Raw genomic sequence first — 13,593 nt, 5'->3', positions numbered from 1 at the left:
CCCAGCCCGATTGGCCCAGCCGATACCGCCGAAATGGCGGACGCGGCTTTCCACCCACCGAAGCAGCCCTCGCTGCCCCGGAGCCCTTCGCACCGACCATGAAACTGTCCCGTTTTAACTACTTAACTAATTGAATTAACTGTGAATAACTCTTGTTAGCCCGGCTCGCGCCGTGGTTCCTCGTGGGCATGACGAAGCTCGCAATCAGGCGCGGTGCAGCTGTAGGCCTCCGGATGCCAGGCGCTAATGCCGCACGTGTGGCAGGAACCCGCGCACCAGTCGGGGCGCTGGTCGTTGGCCGGGATGCCGCCGTTGAAGCGCACTGGCATCAGGCGGGAGACCGAAAGGGCGGCGGCGAGGGTGAGGGCGTTCATCTACTTTGCACCCGGGCCGGCGGTCACAAAGGCAAACACCTCCTCGGCGCGCGCGAACGTCACACTATCCGGCTCTTCGGCAGCGGCGGCGGCGGATGCGTAGTCGAGACATTCGAAGCGCAGCCTGACAAGGGCGACGTCCGGCGCGGCAGCAATCTCCTCCCGCACGATCTCGCGAATGCGATCCTCGGTCAGGGTGGTGACGTAGTTGGTGGGGTGGGAGTCGGTCATGCGGCCTCCTGTCGCGGCGACCACGGGTCTATCTTTTCGAGCAGCCCAATCTCCTCACCGGACAAGCTGGCGATTATCGGGTGAGACCAGCCCGTCACACGAAAGATGTGGATCGCCAGCGCCCTTGCGGGGGTGCGGGAGCCTTTGAGAATCTGGCTGGCGTACGGCACGCTGATACCGGCCTCGCGAGCCAGGGTGGTTGGGGTTGGATCGGCGCTCATAGAAATGAGTTTGCATATTACAAACTCAAATTCAATAACGAAGTTTGCATTGCGCAAACGACTATCATCTGCCGCTCGGGTAAGGTGCGGTGATGGCCCACTCACGCCCCAAGCGATATACCAACTGGTATCTACGCGACTGGTTGAAGACATTGGAGGTTTCTCAAGCCCAGCTCGCCGAGAGAACCGACTTGGGCAAGGCGGCGATCAGCCTACTGTTTAACGATAGGCAGGATTACTCGCCTCCCATAATTCGCGATATTTCTAAGGCCCTGAACATCGCGCCCTACGAACTGTTGATGCATCCAAAAGATGCCATGGCCTTAAGACAGTGGAGGAAGGATGCGTTCGTTGTAGTGCGTACATCCGAAGCTTTCGAAACACCCATGCCGGACGAGCCTAAAACCGGCACCGGAGACTGATTGGATGCGGGAAGAAACCTTCAAACCGAGCCCCGGCTCGCGAAGTTCGCAGGCTGCCGCCGATGCGCGGATGGGTGATCCGCTGAAGGTTCTGCCCGATAGCGATAAGCCCGGTGGCTACGTGTTCGTCGATGGCGCGGGGCGGACTATAGGAGCGGTGACCGCGCGGCATTGGGTGGCTCGAGGATTAACTGCAGGACAGCGGCTTCTGCATGCAAGTATCAACTGCGTCACCATAGGAGAGTCTGGAGCTTCCATTACAGTCCGCGTGGTTATTGGCGGTCAAAGTGATAGGTACGAAATACCAACCGTGCCGCCGCGCCAGTACAAGGCCAGCGTCGTGGGAGAGTCTTTCTACCAAGCCAATATAGTTGCGTGCCGATGGGGCGATCCAGTGACGCTCGTGCATATCACAGACAACGAGCACGACCCCAGGGCGGTTGCCGTTTTAAACGCCCAGCGTCTGCAAATCGGCTTCCTGCCGCGCGACGGATGGCTCACGGCCGCGCTGCTTGATCAGGACAAGAAATACAAGGCATGGATCGACGAGGTTCACGCCCCATCAGGGTCGCGGAAGTTTACAGCCGTGGTGCTCAAAGTGGAGATCCACTAAGCAGTTTGCGAAATGCAAACTTAAATGTTGACTGGCGGTTTGCGAAATGCAAACTACCTCCCATCGCCCCAGATCATCCGCCACCCGGCGTAGCGGATCGCAAGACGGGGCTCCGATGGGAGGTCCAATCACATGGCCACGCGCAAAAAGGCCGAGCAGTCCAACACCAAATACGAACTGCTCAAGGATGACACCGTCACCACGTGGGACGGCCGCACGCTTTTCAGGATCAGGGCTCTCGTAGCGATCGGGCTGAGTGTCGCTGCCGGCGATCTCGGCGGCTATGTCGAGAGCGAGAAGAGCCTGCAGGTCTCCGGCGATGCGTGGGTCTCCGGCGATGCGTGGGTCTCCGGCAATGCGCAGGTCTACGGCGATGCGTGGGTCTCCGGCAATGCGCAGGTCTCCGGCAATGCGCAGGTCTCCGGCAATGCGCTGGTCTCCGGCAATGCGCGGGTCTACGGCAATGCGCGGGTCTACGGCAATGCGCGGGTCTCCGGCAATGCGCGGGTCTACGGCAATGCGCAGGTCTCCCTGCCTATCGTCGCGGCCACTCGGACGGACGGATACACGTTCGTCGTAGCGGCGACGCCTGAAGGCGCGCGGATCATCGCGGGATGCCGCTACTTCACCTTTGAGCAGGCTCGCGCGCACTGGTCCGCGACCCGCGCCGGCACCCGTCTCGGCGACGAGAGCATGGCGCTCGTCGATCATCTGGAGCGGATGGCGGCCATCTGCGGCCTGATCGAGCCTGCTGCGCCTGCGCCTGCGCCTGCGCCTGAGACGGAGGCTGCGTGATGCGCGTCACCTTCACCAGTGAGCATCGCTCGTTCGCCATAACCGGTTGGCAGGCCGCCATGTGGATGGCCGCCGGTGCCGCCTTCTTCTTCGCTGTCCCGGTCGTGATGGCGGTGGCGCGGTGATGCTCGATCACCTCAAGAACGCGCCCGTCAGGGTCAGCGACATGCCGCCCGATGCGCTGCGTCGCTATTGCGCGCGCCGGCACGAACAGTTCCGCGACGAATGGCTGCGGGGGCGGGAGCGTCCGTCCGTGGCCCAGCGCATCGCGGCATTCCTATTCTCGAACCCCCACAGCCCCGGCTGCAAAGCTCCCGCAGCGCCCGCAACCAAGCCGACGCCTTCGGGGCGGGCGTCGGCCAACCTTCGGGGTTCGTGATGGCGCGCGAACTGGACGTTATCGACGTCAACCGTCGCTGGTCGGCGTGGACCGGCTCCCGCCGGCATGGCTACTGGCAGGGGATCGTGCTGGGCGCGACCTACAAGGCCGCATGGGAGGCCGCGAAAGCGCGCTGGCCCGGCATCCGTATCGGCTTTCTGGAAGAGGAAGACTGATGCGGATCGGCGCAGCGCCGCCAGCACGGCACATGTTGCTGCCCACGCCCGACGAGGCGAGGGCGAACAACATCGTCTGGCAGATCATCCCGTCCAAGCCCAACTACTGGCGCGATTGGCGCGTCGAGGGCCAGTGGTACACCTACCGGCAGCGGCGCTGGATGCGCGAGACCGGGCGCGATCCTAATACGGTCGAGACCATGACGGTCTACAGCGTCACGACGGTGCGCGAGTTTTATGTGCCGGTCGGCGACAAGATGCCGATCTACGACATCACATGCCCGGTTCTGGCGCGGTCGCGCGACGGCACGAAGGCGCTCGTCGTGTCGCCCACCGGCGACAAGATCTGGGTCAACGCCAACGGCTCGCTGGTCGGCTCATTCCTCGATCGGAAGGGCTGGGGCGAATGACGCTGATCCCGAAGCGCAAGCACCGCAACAGCGGTCGCCCAGCCGAGAAGGACGCTCGCGGTTTCCTCCAGTGGGTGAGGGGGCACGAATGCGCCTGCGCCAAACAGGGCGGGTGCAGCGGCAAGATCGAGGCCGCTCACGTCGATTATGCGGGCGGGAAGGGCTTCGGGACCAAGGTCGCGGATCGCTTCGCCATCCCCCTGTGTAACGCTCATCATGCAGAACAGCGCGGCGAGACCGGGCCATTCCGAGCGCGCGGCGATTGGACGACGTTCGAGGCCAAATACGGCCTCAACGCCCTCCGTGTCGCCAATGAACTCTGGCGCCGCTGGCCCGGCCGCGCGCGCTGGGAAGCCAACCTCTCAAAGAAGCAGGATCAGTTCGCATGATGAACACCATCACGCGCCTCTGGTGCGCCCTTCGCGGCCACCCTGGCAAAGAGACCATCGGAGAGGACGCGTTCGAAGGCGTCCACCACTACCGCTGCACCCGTTGCGGCGCTCAGTGGGAAGATGTCCTGTGAGCGCGGGGCATACTCCGGGGCCGTACCGTGCCGAAGGGCCGGATTTATTCGGCGACTATAACATCCTGCACCCGGCGGACTCACTCGCAGTGGCGGCGGTGGTCAGCAATATGCGCCCGCCGGAAGAAGTCGCGGCCAACGCGGCCTTATTCGGCGCGGCCCATGATCTGCTGGTCCAGCTACGGTTCGCGGTCAAACTGCTCTCAGCGTTTCCGGCGCTCAACAACACCGCTCAGGTGGACGCCATGCGCGCCGCCATCGCCCGAGCGACGGGAGGCCAGTCGTGAGCGCGCGGGTCTCCGATTTCCAAGAGGACGTGTGGTGCGTCGGTCGCCCTCGTTTGAGCAAGGGAAGCTGGGTCCACGACGGCACGCATCGGGAAAGCGTCTACCGACACCCGTATACGATCGTCGAAATCTCCGAATATATCGGAGGCACGACACCCTTCACGTCAATGACCTTCAACTCCGGGGGCATTCAATATTCCCGCCGCTGGGAAGCGCAGTGGGGCGATCTGACGCTTGCCCGGCTCGCCCGCGAGTTCGTCGAGGATGTATTCTTGGGAGGCCAGTCGTGACGGCCCCCGACATCAAGGCGCTAGCCAAAAAATGGAGAAATCACATGAGGTTTCGGCGCGTTCGCTGGAGCGATAACGATCGCTATTTCGGCCCCTTCACCTATGCCCATGAACCGCGATACCGCAAGATCGCGGTAATGCTCTCGTCTGGGGATGGCGATGAATATCCCGGCTGCAAACTCCGCCTGTGCATTGGCGCTCACACGCTCATCGTGTCCCTGCCTGCGCTCCTCAAGCCCTACCGCCGTTGGGTCGATACGTCGCGCTATGAATGGTCGAAGGGGAAGGGCAGTGGATATTGGGACTGCCATCATCGCGAGTTCGGATTCTCGACGTTCGAAGGCTCCGTGCACTTCCACTACGGGCCGCAGACGCATGACAGCGAGACCACGAAGAGCAAGGTCTGGTTTCTGCCGTGGCGCTCATGGCGGCTGATCAGGCACAGCTATTTTGATCTCTCGGGATCGCTATTCAGCCATCTGCCGCAGAAGCCTAACTATCGAGAGTGGCGCAATCGCTGGAATGTCGAGCGGGCGATTGAAGCGGCGTGCCCCACCGCAGTCTTCTCCTTCCGGGATTTCGACGGCGAGGAACTGACCGCCACGACAAGGATCGAAGAACGTGAGTGGGCGCTCGGCGAGCGCGGATTCAAGTGGCTTGGTTGGTTCCGGAAGCGCGTGTCTCGGTCGCTGAGCATAGACTTCTCGGGCGAAACGGGGCGACGCAAGGGGTCGTGGAAGGGCGGCACTGTCGGCCACAGCATCGAAATGCTGGTCGGCGAACTGCATGAGGATGCGTTCCGCCGCTACTGCTCCGAGCACGAAATGGCATTTATCGCCAAGGAATCCGCCCATGTCTGACGACATCAAGGCGATCGTCGAGAGGCTGACTGAGGCACAGAAGCACGCAGTCTGTGGGATGTTTGCGTGGCAAAGCGAGGTGGAGGCTGAAGCTGGTGAGCGAGCACTGGCGGCGATGGGGCTGTGCGACCGTCACGGATACCTTACCGATCTTGGCTATGCCGTCCGCGACGCCCTCAATGGGGGCGGGGAATGACGATCCGCTATCTCGACGTGTGCAGCGGATACAGCGCATTCACGCTCGCCTCGCGCGGCCTTGGCTACCAGTGCGTCGGCTATTCGGAGATCGAGCCGTTCCCGCGCGCGATCCTTGAGCAGCGTCATGGCGCGGTCTCGGTCGATTGGGATCATCGCTTCTCGCCCGGCTCCAACAACACCAAGGACGACTGAGATGACGCCGATGCTGATCGAGGCGGAGTGCCCCAATTGTCTGGGATGCGGCCTGCAACATTCGCCGGGATGCAATGGAGATCCCGATGACGACGGTGTCCCTTGCGAGCGCTGCGGCGGGACGGGTGTCGTCGAATACGACCTTAACGACGAAATCGAGGAACCACTGACATGACCCAATCAGTTGCAGACCCTGCGGCCGAGGCGCGGGCGAGGGAGGCGGTCAGCGATGTCGTCGAAAGCGCGCATCGTGATGTGGCGAGGACGCAGACGGATTTCCTTGGGCGTATGGGGCAGGCCCTATGCAGCTATGAAGGCATATTCGACGACTATCCTGACGGCGAACTCCCCGATGATGTTCGCGAAGAAGCGGAAGATCATATGGTGGGGCTGGCAGGGCTGGCTCTCGCCCAGTTGGTCATGCTTCGCTGCCCGTCTAATCCGCTGTCCGCCTTCGCCGCCACCGAACAGAATATCGGGTTGGTCGCCGATAAGCCGGAGCATCGTTTGTCGAGCGAGCGATTGTTGAACGACGCCGCTGACCACGGCGCAGGCTCGCGTTCAAGCGATGGCTCCGACTGCCCCGAACATCCTGGCGAAGTCGATTGCTGCCTGCTTTACAACGATCCTTGGGCGCAAGTTGGCTGGTTTCAGGGTAAACTCGAACAGAGCGAATATAGGCTGAACTCGCTTCGTGAGGCCGGTGACAAACTAGTAAAGAAATATCAGGCAGCCATGCTCGCCGCATCCCCCGAGCCACCCGCATCCGACCGCCTCGCACTGGTCGAGGCTCAAGGAGAAGAGATCGAGAAGCTGCGCGCGGATGTCAGATCCATGCTGCGCGACATCCATTGCGGTGGCGAATGGTCCGATGAACATGATGACATCCGTGATCGATTGCGTGCCGGCATGGGCGAAGACGCGAAAGGCGATTGGCGTTGGTGGTGGAAGCCGCACGACGACGAGACCTTTTGCACTGACCACGGGGCCAGGGACGAAGCTATCGCAGCAGGGTTCGCCGCCGAGCCCGGCGCGGATATGATCGATATCGTCGAGGCACGCGTCTGGAGCGATGGCGTCGATATCGAGGATGATATCGAATGGTTCGCCGAGCAGCGCAACGCTGAGACCGTCGCCCAAGCCGCCCTCTCCAACAAGGACACTGGACGATGACCGCCGATAAGCTGGACCCTGCGCTTGTGACGCAGGCGGATAGGGATGCTGCGGCGGAACTGCACTTGCTGCGGTATGGCGATCCTCACAAATATGGAGACATTCTTTGCGGTGAACTGGATGACGATCCCTCCGTCCAAGCCTTCGCCCGCCACCGCATCGCGGTCGCGCGCGAGACCACAGAGCGAGCGGCGGCGCTGGCGGAGGAATATGCGGCTGCTGATCTAGCTTTGCGAGATGCCGCGCGTGCAAAGAACGTCGGCACTGGCGCTCTCGTCCATGCTGCCGAAGGCCTTGCTGGTCGATTTATCGCAGCCGCCCTCCGCCGCAACGAGCATATGGAGGGGTGAAGATGGTAAACCCTGGCCTTAATCAGCGCGGCGACTCTGACCATAATGAAGGTCAGCCCTTAATAGCTGAATGCGGTGATCCCAAAGAGATGGTTGAGCTTCTGCCGTGCCCATTTTGCGGCGGCGAGGCCTTGCTAGGCGAGACTCTCGACAACGCCTGGTATGCCCAGTGTGCGCAGGACGACTGCACGCCGATCGCGCGTCATTGGGGTACTAAAGCCGAAGCCCTTGCAGCATGGAACAAGCGCGCGCCCTCTACCGACCACGAGAAGCTGGTCAGGGCCGTGGTGGAGCGGTGTGCGGAGGTGGCTAACGAAGAGAAGATTAGCGCCCAACAGATGCGCGATGCGGCTCGTAAGGAGAAGGACGGTCAGGGTGCCTTGGTTCATGCCGCCGAGGCTAGTGCAGCCTTCTGCATCGCCTCCGCCATCCGCTCTCTCAATATCGACGATCTGGTGAAGGAGGCCAGAAAATGACGAAAGAACGCATCATGAGGCTCGACGAAGTCGCCGGCCGCTGCGGTCTTCATCGCGCGACGATCGATCGCCGGGTGATCGCGGGGACGTTCCCGCCGAAGGTCAATCTCGGCGGGAACGCCGTCGGCTGGTACGAAAGCCAGATCGATGAATGGATTTCCGATCCGGCCGGCTATCAGGCTCCCGCCAGGGCGGCGTGATCACCTCTGTCGATGATGGCATCCGGTCCCGTCATGCCATCCATGAGCAAGCCGGCCCAGATCTGGGACAGTTGCCGCCGCCGGTTGAGATAGGCGGCGCGGTTATAGGCGCGCTCTGATCCCGAGACGCCTTTCGGCACGTGCGCCAGCATCAGGTCAATCACCATGCGATCGTCATCCTGCCCGTGGCGCTTGGCCCACTCGTTCATGACGGTGGACATCGTAGCCCGCCAGCCGTGGGGCACATGCTTTCCCGCATAGCCGACCCGCTGATAAAGCGAGTTGATCGTATTGCCGCTGAGCGCCTGACGGCCGTTGCGATAGCTCGGGAACACCAGCGAACTCGCCCCGCTCAGGCGGCGGGCGGTCCTCAGCACGGCGACTGCCTCACTCGATAGCGTCACAATGAAGTCGAAGGCCGCCTCGACCTTCCGATCCTTGTCGAGCTTCATCCGTCGAGCTGGTATGGTCCACGTCGGCAAATCCGGGCCGTAGCGCTCGTCATCCCAATCTATGCCCGTCACCTCGCTCCATTCCATGCCAGTCGCGGTGGCGACACGGACGCTCGTCAGGGCGATGAAGCGGGAGCAGAGCTTCGTCACGGCATCGGCGGTCGATGCCTCCGCCGCTGACAAGACGCCGCGCGCGGCATCGGTCGTCAGCAGCGCGGGCTGCGGCTGCTTCTTGGGCATGGGCTTCAGGGCCTTGGTGACGACGGCCGCAGGGTCGGTGCTCGCGATTCCTTCGCTGATGGCATGGACGAAGATGGCGCTGGCGCTCTGGCGCACGCGATGGGCCATCTCGACGACGCCCCGGCGCTCGATCTTGCGGAGCGCCGCCAGCATCATCGGCGGGTCGATTTCCGCGATCGGTATGCTGCCCAGCGCGGGGAACAGATTCGCCTCAAGGCGCTGTATGACTTTGTCCGCATGAACAGAGGACCAGCGCGGGCGCATTGCCTCATGCCACCGCCGGCCGACTGCCTCGAGCGTCGTGGCGGCGCTGACCTGGGCGGCAGCGCGCGCCTTTACCTTGGCGATGCCCGGATCGCGATCGTTGCGCAGGTGCCGGCGCGCCTCATCGCGCATATCACGCGCGGCGAGCAGGCTGATTTCAGGGTAGGGGCCGAACGTCAGCCGCCGCTCTTTGCCCGCGAAACGGTATTTCATGCGCCACGAACGAAATCCGGTGGGCGTCACGAATAGGTATAGCCCGCCAGAATCGGCTAGTTTATAAGGCTTGTCCGCCCCTTTGGCGTTGCGGACTTTCGCATCAGTCAGGGGCACCGAACCCTCCTTCATCGCCAGTGCCCCCAGAAGTGCCCCGACAAGGGGCGCGGTAGGCTGCGGAACTATGCGCAATTCTGCGCATATAAACCGGCGGAAATCTAGGGTTTTATTGGGGTTCTGCGCATATATGCGGGGTGTAGAGCGGCCTGACTGGTGGGCTCGCCGGGATTCGAACCCGGGACCTACAGATTAAAAGTCCGTTGCTCTACCGACTGAGCTACGAGCCCGGTCAGGCCAAGGCGCGTCACCTAGAAGCGGGACGCCTCCGGGTCAACCGCGCATGAAGCTGGGCGATGGTCAAACCGCTCAGCGGATCGCGCCAGTCGCGTGCGATGCTGGCCAGCGGGCGCAGCACGAAGTCGCGCTCGCGGAAATGGGGGTGAGGGATGACCAGCCCTTTCGAGACCCACGGCCCTTCCGACCACAGGATGATGTCGAGGTCGATCGGCCGGTCGCCCCAGCGCCGCCCGCGCCGTCGCCCCAGCTTGCGCTCGATCGTCTTGAGGCGACGGAGCATCTCGGGCGGCTCGAGCTTCGATCGCACCACTATGGCCGCGTTGGCAAAGCGCCGCCCAGCCGCACCCATGGCCGGCGTCGCGATCACGCGCGATTCGGCCGCCGCATCCAGCTTGCGCATCACCGCACGCAGCGTCGCCTCGGGCGACCCCTTGCGCGTCCGCCGGTTGGAACCAAGCGCGATGGCATAGCTTGTCTTCGACATGGTTTTGCCGACTATCGCGCCATGACGTTGCTGGAAAGCCCGCTCGCCGCCACGGAGCCACCGCGCGATTGCCCACGCTGCCTGAGGCTTGTCGCGCTGCGCGATCAGTTGCGGGTCGAATATCCCGATTGGTGGAACGCGCCGGTCCATGCCTTCGGCGATCCGGGTGCCTGGCTCGGCATCGTCGGGCTCGCGCCGGGCAAGCATGGCGCCAACCGCACGGGGCGGCCTTTCACCGGCGACTTCGCAGGGCCGCTCCTGTTCGAGACGCTGGACAAGTTCGGGCTGAGCGAGGGGCGCTACGATGCGCGTGTCGATGATGGCCTGCGCCTGAAAGGCGCGATCATCGTCAATTCGGTCAAATGCCTCCCGCCCGAGAACAAGCCGACGCCCGAGGAGGCCCGCAATTGCCGGCCGTTCCTGGACGCGCAGGTCGACGCACTGCCCAACGCCCGCATCTTCGTCGCGCTCGGCCAGATCGCGCACCAGTCAGCGGTCAAGGTGCTCGGTGGCAAGCTGCCCAAGGCGCGTTTCGCCCATCTTGCGGAGCATCGCATGCCCGATGGCCGGATCCTGATCGATAGCTACCATTGCTCGCGCTACAATCAGAATACCGGCCGCCTGACGCGGGAGATGTTCGAAGCTGTGTTCGCGCGCGCGCTCGATCTGCGCGATCAGACGATCTTCAGATAGTCGAGATAGGCGCCATCGGGCGGCCCGGCGAGCGCGGCGCCGAGCGGGGCGAGCACCTCGCGCGGCAAATGCTGCCCAGCATTCTTGTGCGCCTCGACCGATTCCCATTTCTCGATAAAGACGAAGCGATGCTCGTCGGCCACATCGCGCAGCATGTCGACGCCTTCGCTGCCCGGCACGGTGCGCACCTTGTCGGCGAGATCGCTCAGCGCGGTTTCCAGCGCGGCGCTTTCACCCGGCTTGGCGATCATCACATAGTGGCGGGCAACGCTCATCGCTCTCTCCTCGATTATATGTCTTCGGCGATCCTTCCGTAGAGATCGGGCCTGCGATCCCGGAAAAAGCCGAAGGCGGCACGATGGCGCTTCACCCGGTCGAGGTCCAGCGTCGCGGTCAGCACGCCGGTTTCCGTAGCGCCAAATTCGGCGATCAGGTCGCCGCGCTCGTCGGTGATGAAGCTGTTGCCGTAGAATATCTGGCCGTTCTCGTTGCCGATTCGGTTCGCGGCGATCACCGGCACGACATTGGACACAGCATGGCCGACCATCGCGCGCCGCCATAGGCGGCTGGTGTCGAGCGAGGGATCGTGCGGCTCGCTGCCGATCGCGGTCGGATAGAAAAGCAGGTCCGCGCCCATCAGCATCATCGATCGCGCAGTCTCGGGATACCACTGGTCCCAGCAGATGCCGATGCCCAGCGTCGCGCCGGGAGTCGGCCACACCTTGAAGCCGGTGTTGCCGGGGCGGAAGTAGAATTTTTCTTCATAGCCCGGGCCATCGGGGATATGGCTCTTGCGATAGACGCCCATGATCGCGCCCTTGTCGTCGATCATGGCGAGGCTGTTGTAATGATGCGGGCCGTCGGCCTCGAAGAAACTGGTCGGGATATAGACGCCCAGTTCGGCGGCGAGCTTGCGCATCGCGATCACCGCCTTGTGCTGCTCGGTCGGCTTCGCGTTGGCGAACAGCCCCTCGTCCTCGACCTGGCAGAAATAGGGGCCTTCGAACAGCTCGGGCGGCAGGATCACCTTCGCGCCCTTCGCCGTCGCCTCGCGAACCAGTTCGGAGACGTTGGCGATATTCTCGTCGATATCGGCGGTGAAGCCGAGCTGGAGCGCGGCGACGGTGATTTCGGTCATCGGTCGTCCTGAAGTGACGGGATTTGCTGGCTGATGCAGTGGAGGCTGCCGCCGCCCGTCAAGATATGATCGGCGCGCTGTCCGACAACCCTGTGTGCCGGGAAAAGATCGGCGATCGCCTTCACCGCCGCATCGTCGTTGGGTGCGCCATAGACGGGAACGACGACGGCGGCATTGCCGATATAGAAGTTCATGTAGGATGCCGGCACGACCTCGTCGTCGCGGATGACGCGGCCAGGCGAGGGCAGGGGAACGACTTCCAACTCGAACGCGCGCGCGCGCGCCGCGGCATCGGCATAGATGGCAGCATTGGGATCGTCCGTGCCGGCGGCGATCGGGATCGCGATCCGGCCCGGGCCGACGAAGCGCGCCAGATTGTCGACATGCCCGTCGGTATGGTCGTTGGCGAGCCCATCGCCCAGCCACAGGATGCGGTCGAGCCCCAGGTCTGCCTTCAGCCGCGCTTCGATCTCGGCCTTGTCGAAGGCCGGGTTGCGGTTGGGATTGAGCAGGCACTGTTCGGTGGTCACCGCCAGCCCGCTGCCATCGACGTCGATTGCGCCGCCTTCGAGGATCCAGTCGCAGCGCATGGCGGCGATGCCGCGGGCGTCGGCGAGGCGCATCCCGACATCGTCGTCGCCCTCAAGCTCGTACTTCCCGCCCCAGCCATTGAAGTGGAAGGATCGCGCGCTGCCGTCCGAAACCAGGATCGGCCCCGTGTCGCGCAGCCAGATGTCGCCGAACGGCGCAACCTCGATCGCGACGCGCGGCACCGCAAGCGCACGTGCCGCCTCTGCCGCCTTTTCGTCTGCGGCAACGAGGATCACCTGCTCGCCCGCACCATCGGCATCGACGGCATTCGCAAAGGCTGCGACTTCGGCTTGCGCGGGGGCGAGATCATCTTCCCATAGCTCGCCATGGCTCGGAAATCCGATCCAGACGGCGTCATGGGCGGCCCATTCGGCGGGCTGGCGAGGCGTGGTCACAGGCAAGAATCCTTGGGCGGGAACGAGGGCGGGCGCTGAATGGCAGTGAAGCCATCGCTAGGCAAGTTGACGACTTGCCGAATCAAAACGCTTGCGTATTCATCTGCCTGGGGAAGCAATAATATTTCGGGGGGAGCAGCATGTTGAAAAGGGTATTGCTGTGCGGACTCGCCATGTCCGCACTGGTGGCTGCCGACGCGCCCGACGATCTGGCTGCGAGATTCGGCGCGATGGAGTCGGTGATGGACATCAGCCTGTCCGCCGATGGCGCCAAAGTGGCTTATCTCGCACCGATGGGTGGCAAGTCGAACGCCCTCTTCGTCGTGTCGCTGGCGACCAACGAGCCGAAGATGGTGTTCAAGGCCGACGGCAATCCGCTTCGGCTCGATTGGTGCAACTGGGTTTCCGGCGATCGGCTGGTTTGCCGAGTGTCTGCTGCGCAAAAGGGGGCCGGTAAGGATACAAAGTTCGTCAATTCGAGTCGGTTTGTCTCCGTGAATAGCGATGGCTCGGAGGTTATGACGTGACCCCCGCTTTTTCCTCCAGTTGGAGCTAGAGTCCGACCCGACAAAGGGACGGACAGATGAAGCGGAAGC

The 13,593-nt window shown here is 63.1% G+C and carries 29 protein-coding genes and 1 tRNA gene; 21 read left to right on the top strand and 9 right to left on the bottom strand.

The genetic code is table 11. From position 1 onward, the window contains the following. Positions 1 to 155 precede the first annotated feature (155 nt). Genes AC3WT0_RS02665 through AC3WT0_RS02655 form a run of 3 tightly spaced genes read right to left on the bottom strand, consistent with a single transcriptional unit; the run spans position 156 to position 883 of the window. Positions 156 to 374, bottom strand: coding sequence for a hypothetical protein (locus AC3WT0_RS02665; protein WP_492751256.1), 219 nt, complete (start codon positions 372 to 374; stop codon positions 156 to 158). Continuing rightward, on the bottom strand, positions 375 to 605 hold the full coding sequence (locus AC3WT0_RS02660) for a hypothetical protein (protein WP_492751255.1): 231 nt from the start codon (positions 603 to 605) through the stop codon (positions 375 to 377). Beyond that, positions 602 to 883, bottom strand: coding sequence for a hypothetical protein (locus tag AC3WT0_RS02655; protein WP_492751254.1), 282 nt, complete (start codon positions 881 to 883; stop codon positions 602 to 604). The genes AC3WT0_RS02660 and AC3WT0_RS02655 overlap by 4 nt, the downstream gene beginning before the upstream one ends. A gap of 35 nt (positions 884 to 918) precedes the next feature. Between AC3WT0_RS02655 and AC3WT0_RS02650 the strand changes: the two genes are divergently transcribed. The 19 genes from AC3WT0_RS02650 (at position 919) to AC3WT0_RS02560 (ending at position 8,170) form a co-directional block, all read left to right on the top strand. Next, positions 919 to 1,248: a helix-turn-helix domain-containing protein gene (locus tag AC3WT0_RS02650; RefSeq protein ID WP_492751253.1), complete on the top strand. Its 330-nt coding sequence runs from the start codon at positions 919 to 921 to the stop codon at positions 1,246 to 1,248. A gap of 4 nt (positions 1,249 to 1,252) precedes the next feature. Beyond that, on the top strand, positions 1,253 to 1,861 hold the full coding sequence (locus AC3WT0_RS02645) for an HIRAN domain-containing protein (RefSeq protein ID WP_492751251.1): 609 nt from the start codon (positions 1,253 to 1,255) through the stop codon (positions 1,859 to 1,861). A gap of 132 nt (positions 1,862 to 1,993) precedes the next feature. Beyond that, a complete protein-coding gene (locus tag AC3WT0_RS02640; protein ID WP_492751249.1) occupies positions 1,994 to 2,656 on the top strand; it encodes a hypothetical protein in 663 nt (220 codons plus the stop codon). Beyond that, entirely contained in the window at positions 2,656 to 2,781 is a 126-nt protein-coding gene (locus tag AC3WT0_RS02635) for a hypothetical protein (protein WP_492751248.1), read from the top strand. Before AC3WT0_RS02640 ends, AC3WT0_RS02635 begins: the two co-directional genes overlap by 1 nt. Further along, a complete protein-coding gene (locus AC3WT0_RS02630) occupies positions 2,781 to 3,035 on the top strand; it encodes a hypothetical protein (RefSeq protein ID WP_492751246.1) in 255 nt (84 codons plus the stop codon). Before AC3WT0_RS02635 ends, AC3WT0_RS02630 begins: the two co-directional genes overlap by 1 nt. Beyond that, on the top strand, positions 3,035 to 3,211 hold the full coding sequence (locus AC3WT0_RS02625) for a hypothetical protein (protein ID WP_492751245.1): 177 nt from the start codon (positions 3,035 to 3,037) through the stop codon (positions 3,209 to 3,211). Before AC3WT0_RS02630 ends, AC3WT0_RS02625 begins: the two co-directional genes overlap by 1 nt. Continuing rightward, positions 3,211 to 3,621: a hypothetical protein gene (locus AC3WT0_RS02620; protein WP_492751244.1), complete on the top strand. Its 411-nt coding sequence runs from the start codon at positions 3,211 to 3,213 to the stop codon at positions 3,619 to 3,621. Before AC3WT0_RS02625 ends, AC3WT0_RS02620 begins: the two co-directional genes overlap by 1 nt. After that, positions 3,618 to 4,010, top strand: coding sequence for a DUF968 domain-containing protein (locus AC3WT0_RS02615; protein ID WP_492751243.1), 393 nt, complete (start codon positions 3,618 to 3,620; stop codon positions 4,008 to 4,010). Before AC3WT0_RS02620 ends, AC3WT0_RS02615 begins: the two co-directional genes overlap by 4 nt. Then, positions 4,007 to 4,144, top strand: a complete 138-nt coding sequence (locus tag AC3WT0_RS02610) for a hypothetical protein (protein WP_492751241.1) — start codon at positions 4,007 to 4,009, stop codon at positions 4,142 to 4,144. The genes AC3WT0_RS02615 and AC3WT0_RS02610 overlap by 4 nt, the downstream gene beginning before the upstream one ends. Continuing rightward, the gene (locus AC3WT0_RS02605) at positions 4,141 to 4,431 is read left to right on the top strand and encodes an XkdD/Y8K6 family phage-associated protein (RefSeq protein WP_492751239.1); all 291 of its coding nucleotides are present in this window, start codon (positions 4,141 to 4,143) and stop codon (positions 4,429 to 4,431) included. Before AC3WT0_RS02610 ends, AC3WT0_RS02605 begins: the two co-directional genes overlap by 4 nt. After that, entirely contained in the window at positions 4,428 to 4,721 is a 294-nt protein-coding gene (locus tag AC3WT0_RS02600) for a hypothetical protein (RefSeq protein ID WP_492751237.1), read from the top strand. The genes AC3WT0_RS02605 and AC3WT0_RS02600 overlap by 4 nt, the downstream gene beginning before the upstream one ends. Further along, a complete protein-coding gene (locus tag AC3WT0_RS02595; RefSeq protein ID WP_492751235.1) occupies positions 4,718 to 5,581 on the top strand; it encodes a hypothetical protein in 864 nt (287 codons plus the stop codon). The genes AC3WT0_RS02600 and AC3WT0_RS02595 overlap by 4 nt, the downstream gene beginning before the upstream one ends. Further along, complete coding sequence (locus AC3WT0_RS02590; protein ID WP_492751233.1) at positions 5,574 to 5,777, top strand: hypothetical protein; 204 nt, start codon at positions 5,574 to 5,576, stop codon at positions 5,775 to 5,777. Before AC3WT0_RS02595 ends, AC3WT0_RS02590 begins: the two co-directional genes overlap by 8 nt. Beyond that, the gene (locus AC3WT0_RS02585; protein WP_492751232.1) at positions 5,774 to 5,971 is read left to right on the top strand and encodes a hypothetical protein; all 198 of its coding nucleotides are present in this window, start codon (positions 5,774 to 5,776) and stop codon (positions 5,969 to 5,971) included. The genes AC3WT0_RS02590 and AC3WT0_RS02585 overlap by 4 nt, the downstream gene beginning before the upstream one ends. A 1-nt stretch (position 5,972) precedes the next feature. Then, complete coding sequence (locus tag AC3WT0_RS02580) at positions 5,973 to 6,146, top strand: hypothetical protein (RefSeq protein ID WP_492751230.1); 174 nt, start codon at positions 5,973 to 5,975, stop codon at positions 6,144 to 6,146. Further along, a complete protein-coding gene (locus AC3WT0_RS02575) occupies positions 6,143 to 7,144 on the top strand; it encodes a hypothetical protein (RefSeq protein ID WP_492751228.1) in 1,002 nt (333 codons plus the stop codon). The genes AC3WT0_RS02580 and AC3WT0_RS02575 overlap by 4 nt, the downstream gene beginning before the upstream one ends. Then, a complete protein-coding gene (locus AC3WT0_RS02570; RefSeq protein WP_492751226.1) occupies positions 7,141 to 7,494 on the top strand; it encodes a hypothetical protein in 354 nt (117 codons plus the stop codon). Before AC3WT0_RS02575 ends, AC3WT0_RS02570 begins: the two co-directional genes overlap by 4 nt. 89 nt (positions 7,495 to 7,583) lie before the next feature. Then, positions 7,584 to 7,970: a Lar family restriction alleviation protein gene (locus AC3WT0_RS02565; RefSeq protein ID WP_492751224.1), complete on the top strand. Its 387-nt coding sequence runs from the start codon at positions 7,584 to 7,586 to the stop codon at positions 7,968 to 7,970. Beyond that, positions 7,967 to 8,170 carry a helix-turn-helix transcriptional regulator gene (locus tag AC3WT0_RS02560; RefSeq protein WP_492751222.1) on the top strand — a complete coding sequence of 68 codons (204 nt, stop codon included), beginning with the start codon at positions 7,967 to 7,969 and terminating at the stop codon, positions 8,168 to 8,170. Before AC3WT0_RS02565 ends, AC3WT0_RS02560 begins: the two co-directional genes overlap by 4 nt. Here AC3WT0_RS02560 and AC3WT0_RS02555 read toward each other — a convergent pair. The 3 genes from AC3WT0_RS02555 to folK all read right to left on the bottom strand — a co-directional run bounded on the left by AC3WT0_RS02555 (position 8,146) and on the right by folK (position 10,180). Beyond that, positions 8,146 to 9,456 (bottom strand): tyrosine-type recombinase/integrase, encoded by a 1,311-nt coding sequence (locus AC3WT0_RS02555; protein WP_492751220.1) that lies wholly within the window; start codon positions 9,454 to 9,456, stop codon positions 8,146 to 8,148. The two genes, AC3WT0_RS02560 and AC3WT0_RS02555, sit on opposite strands and share 25 nt — an antisense overlap. A 154-nt stretch (positions 9,457 to 9,610) precedes the next feature. Next, positions 9,611 to 9,686 (bottom strand) — tRNA-Lys (locus tag AC3WT0_RS02550). A 17-nt stretch (positions 9,687 to 9,703) separates the two neighbouring features. Then, positions 9,704 to 10,180, bottom strand: a complete 477-nt coding sequence (gene folK, locus AC3WT0_RS02545; RefSeq protein WP_492751218.1) for a 2-amino-4-hydroxy-6-hydroxymethyldihydropteridine diphosphokinase — start codon at positions 10,178 to 10,180, stop codon at positions 9,704 to 9,706. Between the two features lie 21 nt (positions 10,181 to 10,201). Here folK and AC3WT0_RS02540 point away from each other — a divergent pair, with 21 nt between their 5' ends. Continuing rightward, positions 10,202 to 10,873: a uracil-DNA glycosylase gene (locus AC3WT0_RS02540; RefSeq protein WP_492751216.1), complete on the top strand. Its 672-nt coding sequence runs from the start codon at positions 10,202 to 10,204 to the stop codon at positions 10,871 to 10,873. On the opposite strand, the gene AC3WT0_RS02535 is transcribed toward AC3WT0_RS02540, so the two are convergent. Genes AC3WT0_RS02535 through AC3WT0_RS02525 form a run of 3 tightly spaced genes read right to left on the bottom strand, consistent with a single transcriptional unit; the run spans position 10,855 to position 12,997 of the window. Continuing rightward, positions 10,855 to 11,148, bottom strand: a complete 294-nt coding sequence (locus AC3WT0_RS02535; RefSeq protein ID WP_492751214.1) for a putative quinol monooxygenase — start codon at positions 11,146 to 11,148, stop codon at positions 10,855 to 10,857. The genes AC3WT0_RS02540 and AC3WT0_RS02535 overlap by 19 nt on opposite strands. A 14-nt stretch (positions 11,149 to 11,162) precedes the next feature. Beyond that, positions 11,163 to 12,011, bottom strand: coding sequence for an N-carbamoylputrescine amidase (gene aguB, locus AC3WT0_RS02530; RefSeq protein ID WP_492751212.1), 849 nt, complete (start codon positions 12,009 to 12,011; stop codon positions 11,163 to 11,165). After that, positions 12,008 to 12,997 (bottom strand): agmatine deiminase family protein, encoded by a 990-nt coding sequence (locus tag AC3WT0_RS02525; RefSeq protein WP_492751210.1) that lies wholly within the window; start codon positions 12,995 to 12,997, stop codon positions 12,008 to 12,010. The genes aguB and AC3WT0_RS02525 overlap by 4 nt, the downstream gene beginning before the upstream one ends. Before the next feature lie 173 nt (positions 12,998 to 13,170). On the opposite strand from AC3WT0_RS02525, the gene AC3WT0_RS02520 reads away from it, so the two are divergent. After that, the gene (locus AC3WT0_RS02520) at positions 13,171 to 13,524 is read left to right on the top strand and encodes a hypothetical protein (protein WP_492751209.1); all 354 of its coding nucleotides are present in this window, start codon (positions 13,171 to 13,173) and stop codon (positions 13,522 to 13,524) included. Positions 13,525 to 13,593: the final 69 nt, after the last annotated feature.

Source organism: Sphingomonas sp. EU05-FHT14C10 (genome assembly GCF_058790595.1).
Note: the sequence above shows the minus strand (reverse complement) of the source record. Positions and strands in the feature narration are given on the sequence as shown.

Bases quoted from the DNA above. Each gene is read 5' to 3' on its own strand.
- AC3WT0_RS02520 (WP_492751209.1), top strand. From the start codon at position 13,171: ATGTCCGCACTGGTGGCTGCCGACGCGCCCGACGATCTGGCTGCGAGA.
- AC3WT0_RS02560 (WP_492751222.1), top strand. From the start codon at position 7,967: ATGACGAAAGAACGCATCATGAGGCTCGACGAAGTCGCCGGCCGCTGC.
- AC3WT0_RS02590 (WP_492751233.1), top strand. From the start codon at position 5,574: ATGTCTGACGACATCAAGGCGATCGTCGAGAGGCTGACTGAGGCACAG.
- AC3WT0_RS02610 (WP_492751241.1), top strand. From the start codon at position 4,007: ATGATGAACACCATCACGCGCCTCTGGTGCGCCCTTCGCGGCCACCCT.
- AC3WT0_RS02535 (WP_492751214.1), bottom strand. From the start codon at position 11,148: ATGAGCGTTGCCCGCCACTATGTGATGATCGCCAAGCCGGGTGAAAGC.
- AC3WT0_RS02540 (WP_492751216.1), top strand. From the start codon at position 10,202: ATGACGTTGCTGGAAAGCCCGCTCGCCGCCACGGAGCCACCGCGCGAT.
- AC3WT0_RS02640 (WP_492751249.1), top strand. From the start codon at position 1,994: ATGGCCACGCGCAAAAAGGCCGAGCAGTCCAACACCAAATACGAACTG.
- AC3WT0_RS02660 (WP_492751255.1), bottom strand. From the start codon at position 605: ATGACCGACTCCCACCCCACCAACTACGTCACCACCCTGACCGAGGAT.
- AC3WT0_RS02650 (WP_492751253.1), top strand. From the start codon at position 919: ATGGCCCACTCACGCCCCAAGCGATATACCAACTGGTATCTACGCGAC.
- AC3WT0_RS02585 (WP_492751232.1), top strand. From the start codon at position 5,774: ATGACGATCCGCTATCTCGACGTGTGCAGCGGATACAGCGCATTCACG.
- AC3WT0_RS02665 (WP_492751256.1), bottom strand. From the start codon at position 374: ATGAACGCCCTCACCCTCGCCGCCGCCCTTTCGGTCTCCCGCCTGATG.
- AC3WT0_RS02575 (WP_492751228.1), top strand. From the start codon at position 6,143: ATGACCCAATCAGTTGCAGACCCTGCGGCCGAGGCGCGGGCGAGGGAG.
- AC3WT0_RS02565 (WP_492751224.1), top strand. From the start codon at position 7,584: ATGGTTGAGCTTCTGCCGTGCCCATTTTGCGGCGGCGAGGCCTTGCTA.
- AC3WT0_RS02645 (WP_492751251.1), top strand. From the start codon at position 1,253: ATGCGGGAAGAAACCTTCAAACCGAGCCCCGGCTCGCGAAGTTCGCAG.
- AC3WT0_RS02635 (WP_492751248.1), top strand. From the start codon at position 2,656: ATGCGCGTCACCTTCACCAGTGAGCATCGCTCGTTCGCCATAACCGGT.
- AC3WT0_RS02570 (WP_492751226.1), top strand. From the start codon at position 7,141: ATGACCGCCGATAAGCTGGACCCTGCGCTTGTGACGCAGGCGGATAGG.
- AC3WT0_RS02580 (WP_492751230.1), top strand. From the start codon at position 5,973: ATGACGCCGATGCTGATCGAGGCGGAGTGCCCCAATTGTCTGGGATGC.
- folK (WP_492751218.1), bottom strand. From the start codon at position 10,180: ATGTCGAAGACAAGCTATGCCATCGCGCTTGGTTCCAACCGGCGGACG.
- AC3WT0_RS02630 (WP_492751246.1), top strand. From the start codon at position 2,781: ATGCTCGATCACCTCAAGAACGCGCCCGTCAGGGTCAGCGACATGCCG.
- aguB (WP_492751212.1), bottom strand. From the start codon at position 12,011: ATGACCGAAATCACCGTCGCCGCGCTCCAGCTCGGCTTCACCGCCGAT.
- AC3WT0_RS02615 (WP_492751243.1), top strand. From the start codon at position 3,618: ATGACGCTGATCCCGAAGCGCAAGCACCGCAACAGCGGTCGCCCAGCC.
- AC3WT0_RS02625 (WP_492751245.1), top strand. From the start codon at position 3,035: ATGGCGCGCGAACTGGACGTTATCGACGTCAACCGTCGCTGGTCGGCG.
- AC3WT0_RS02620 (WP_492751244.1), top strand. From the start codon at position 3,211: ATGCGGATCGGCGCAGCGCCGCCAGCACGGCACATGTTGCTGCCCACG.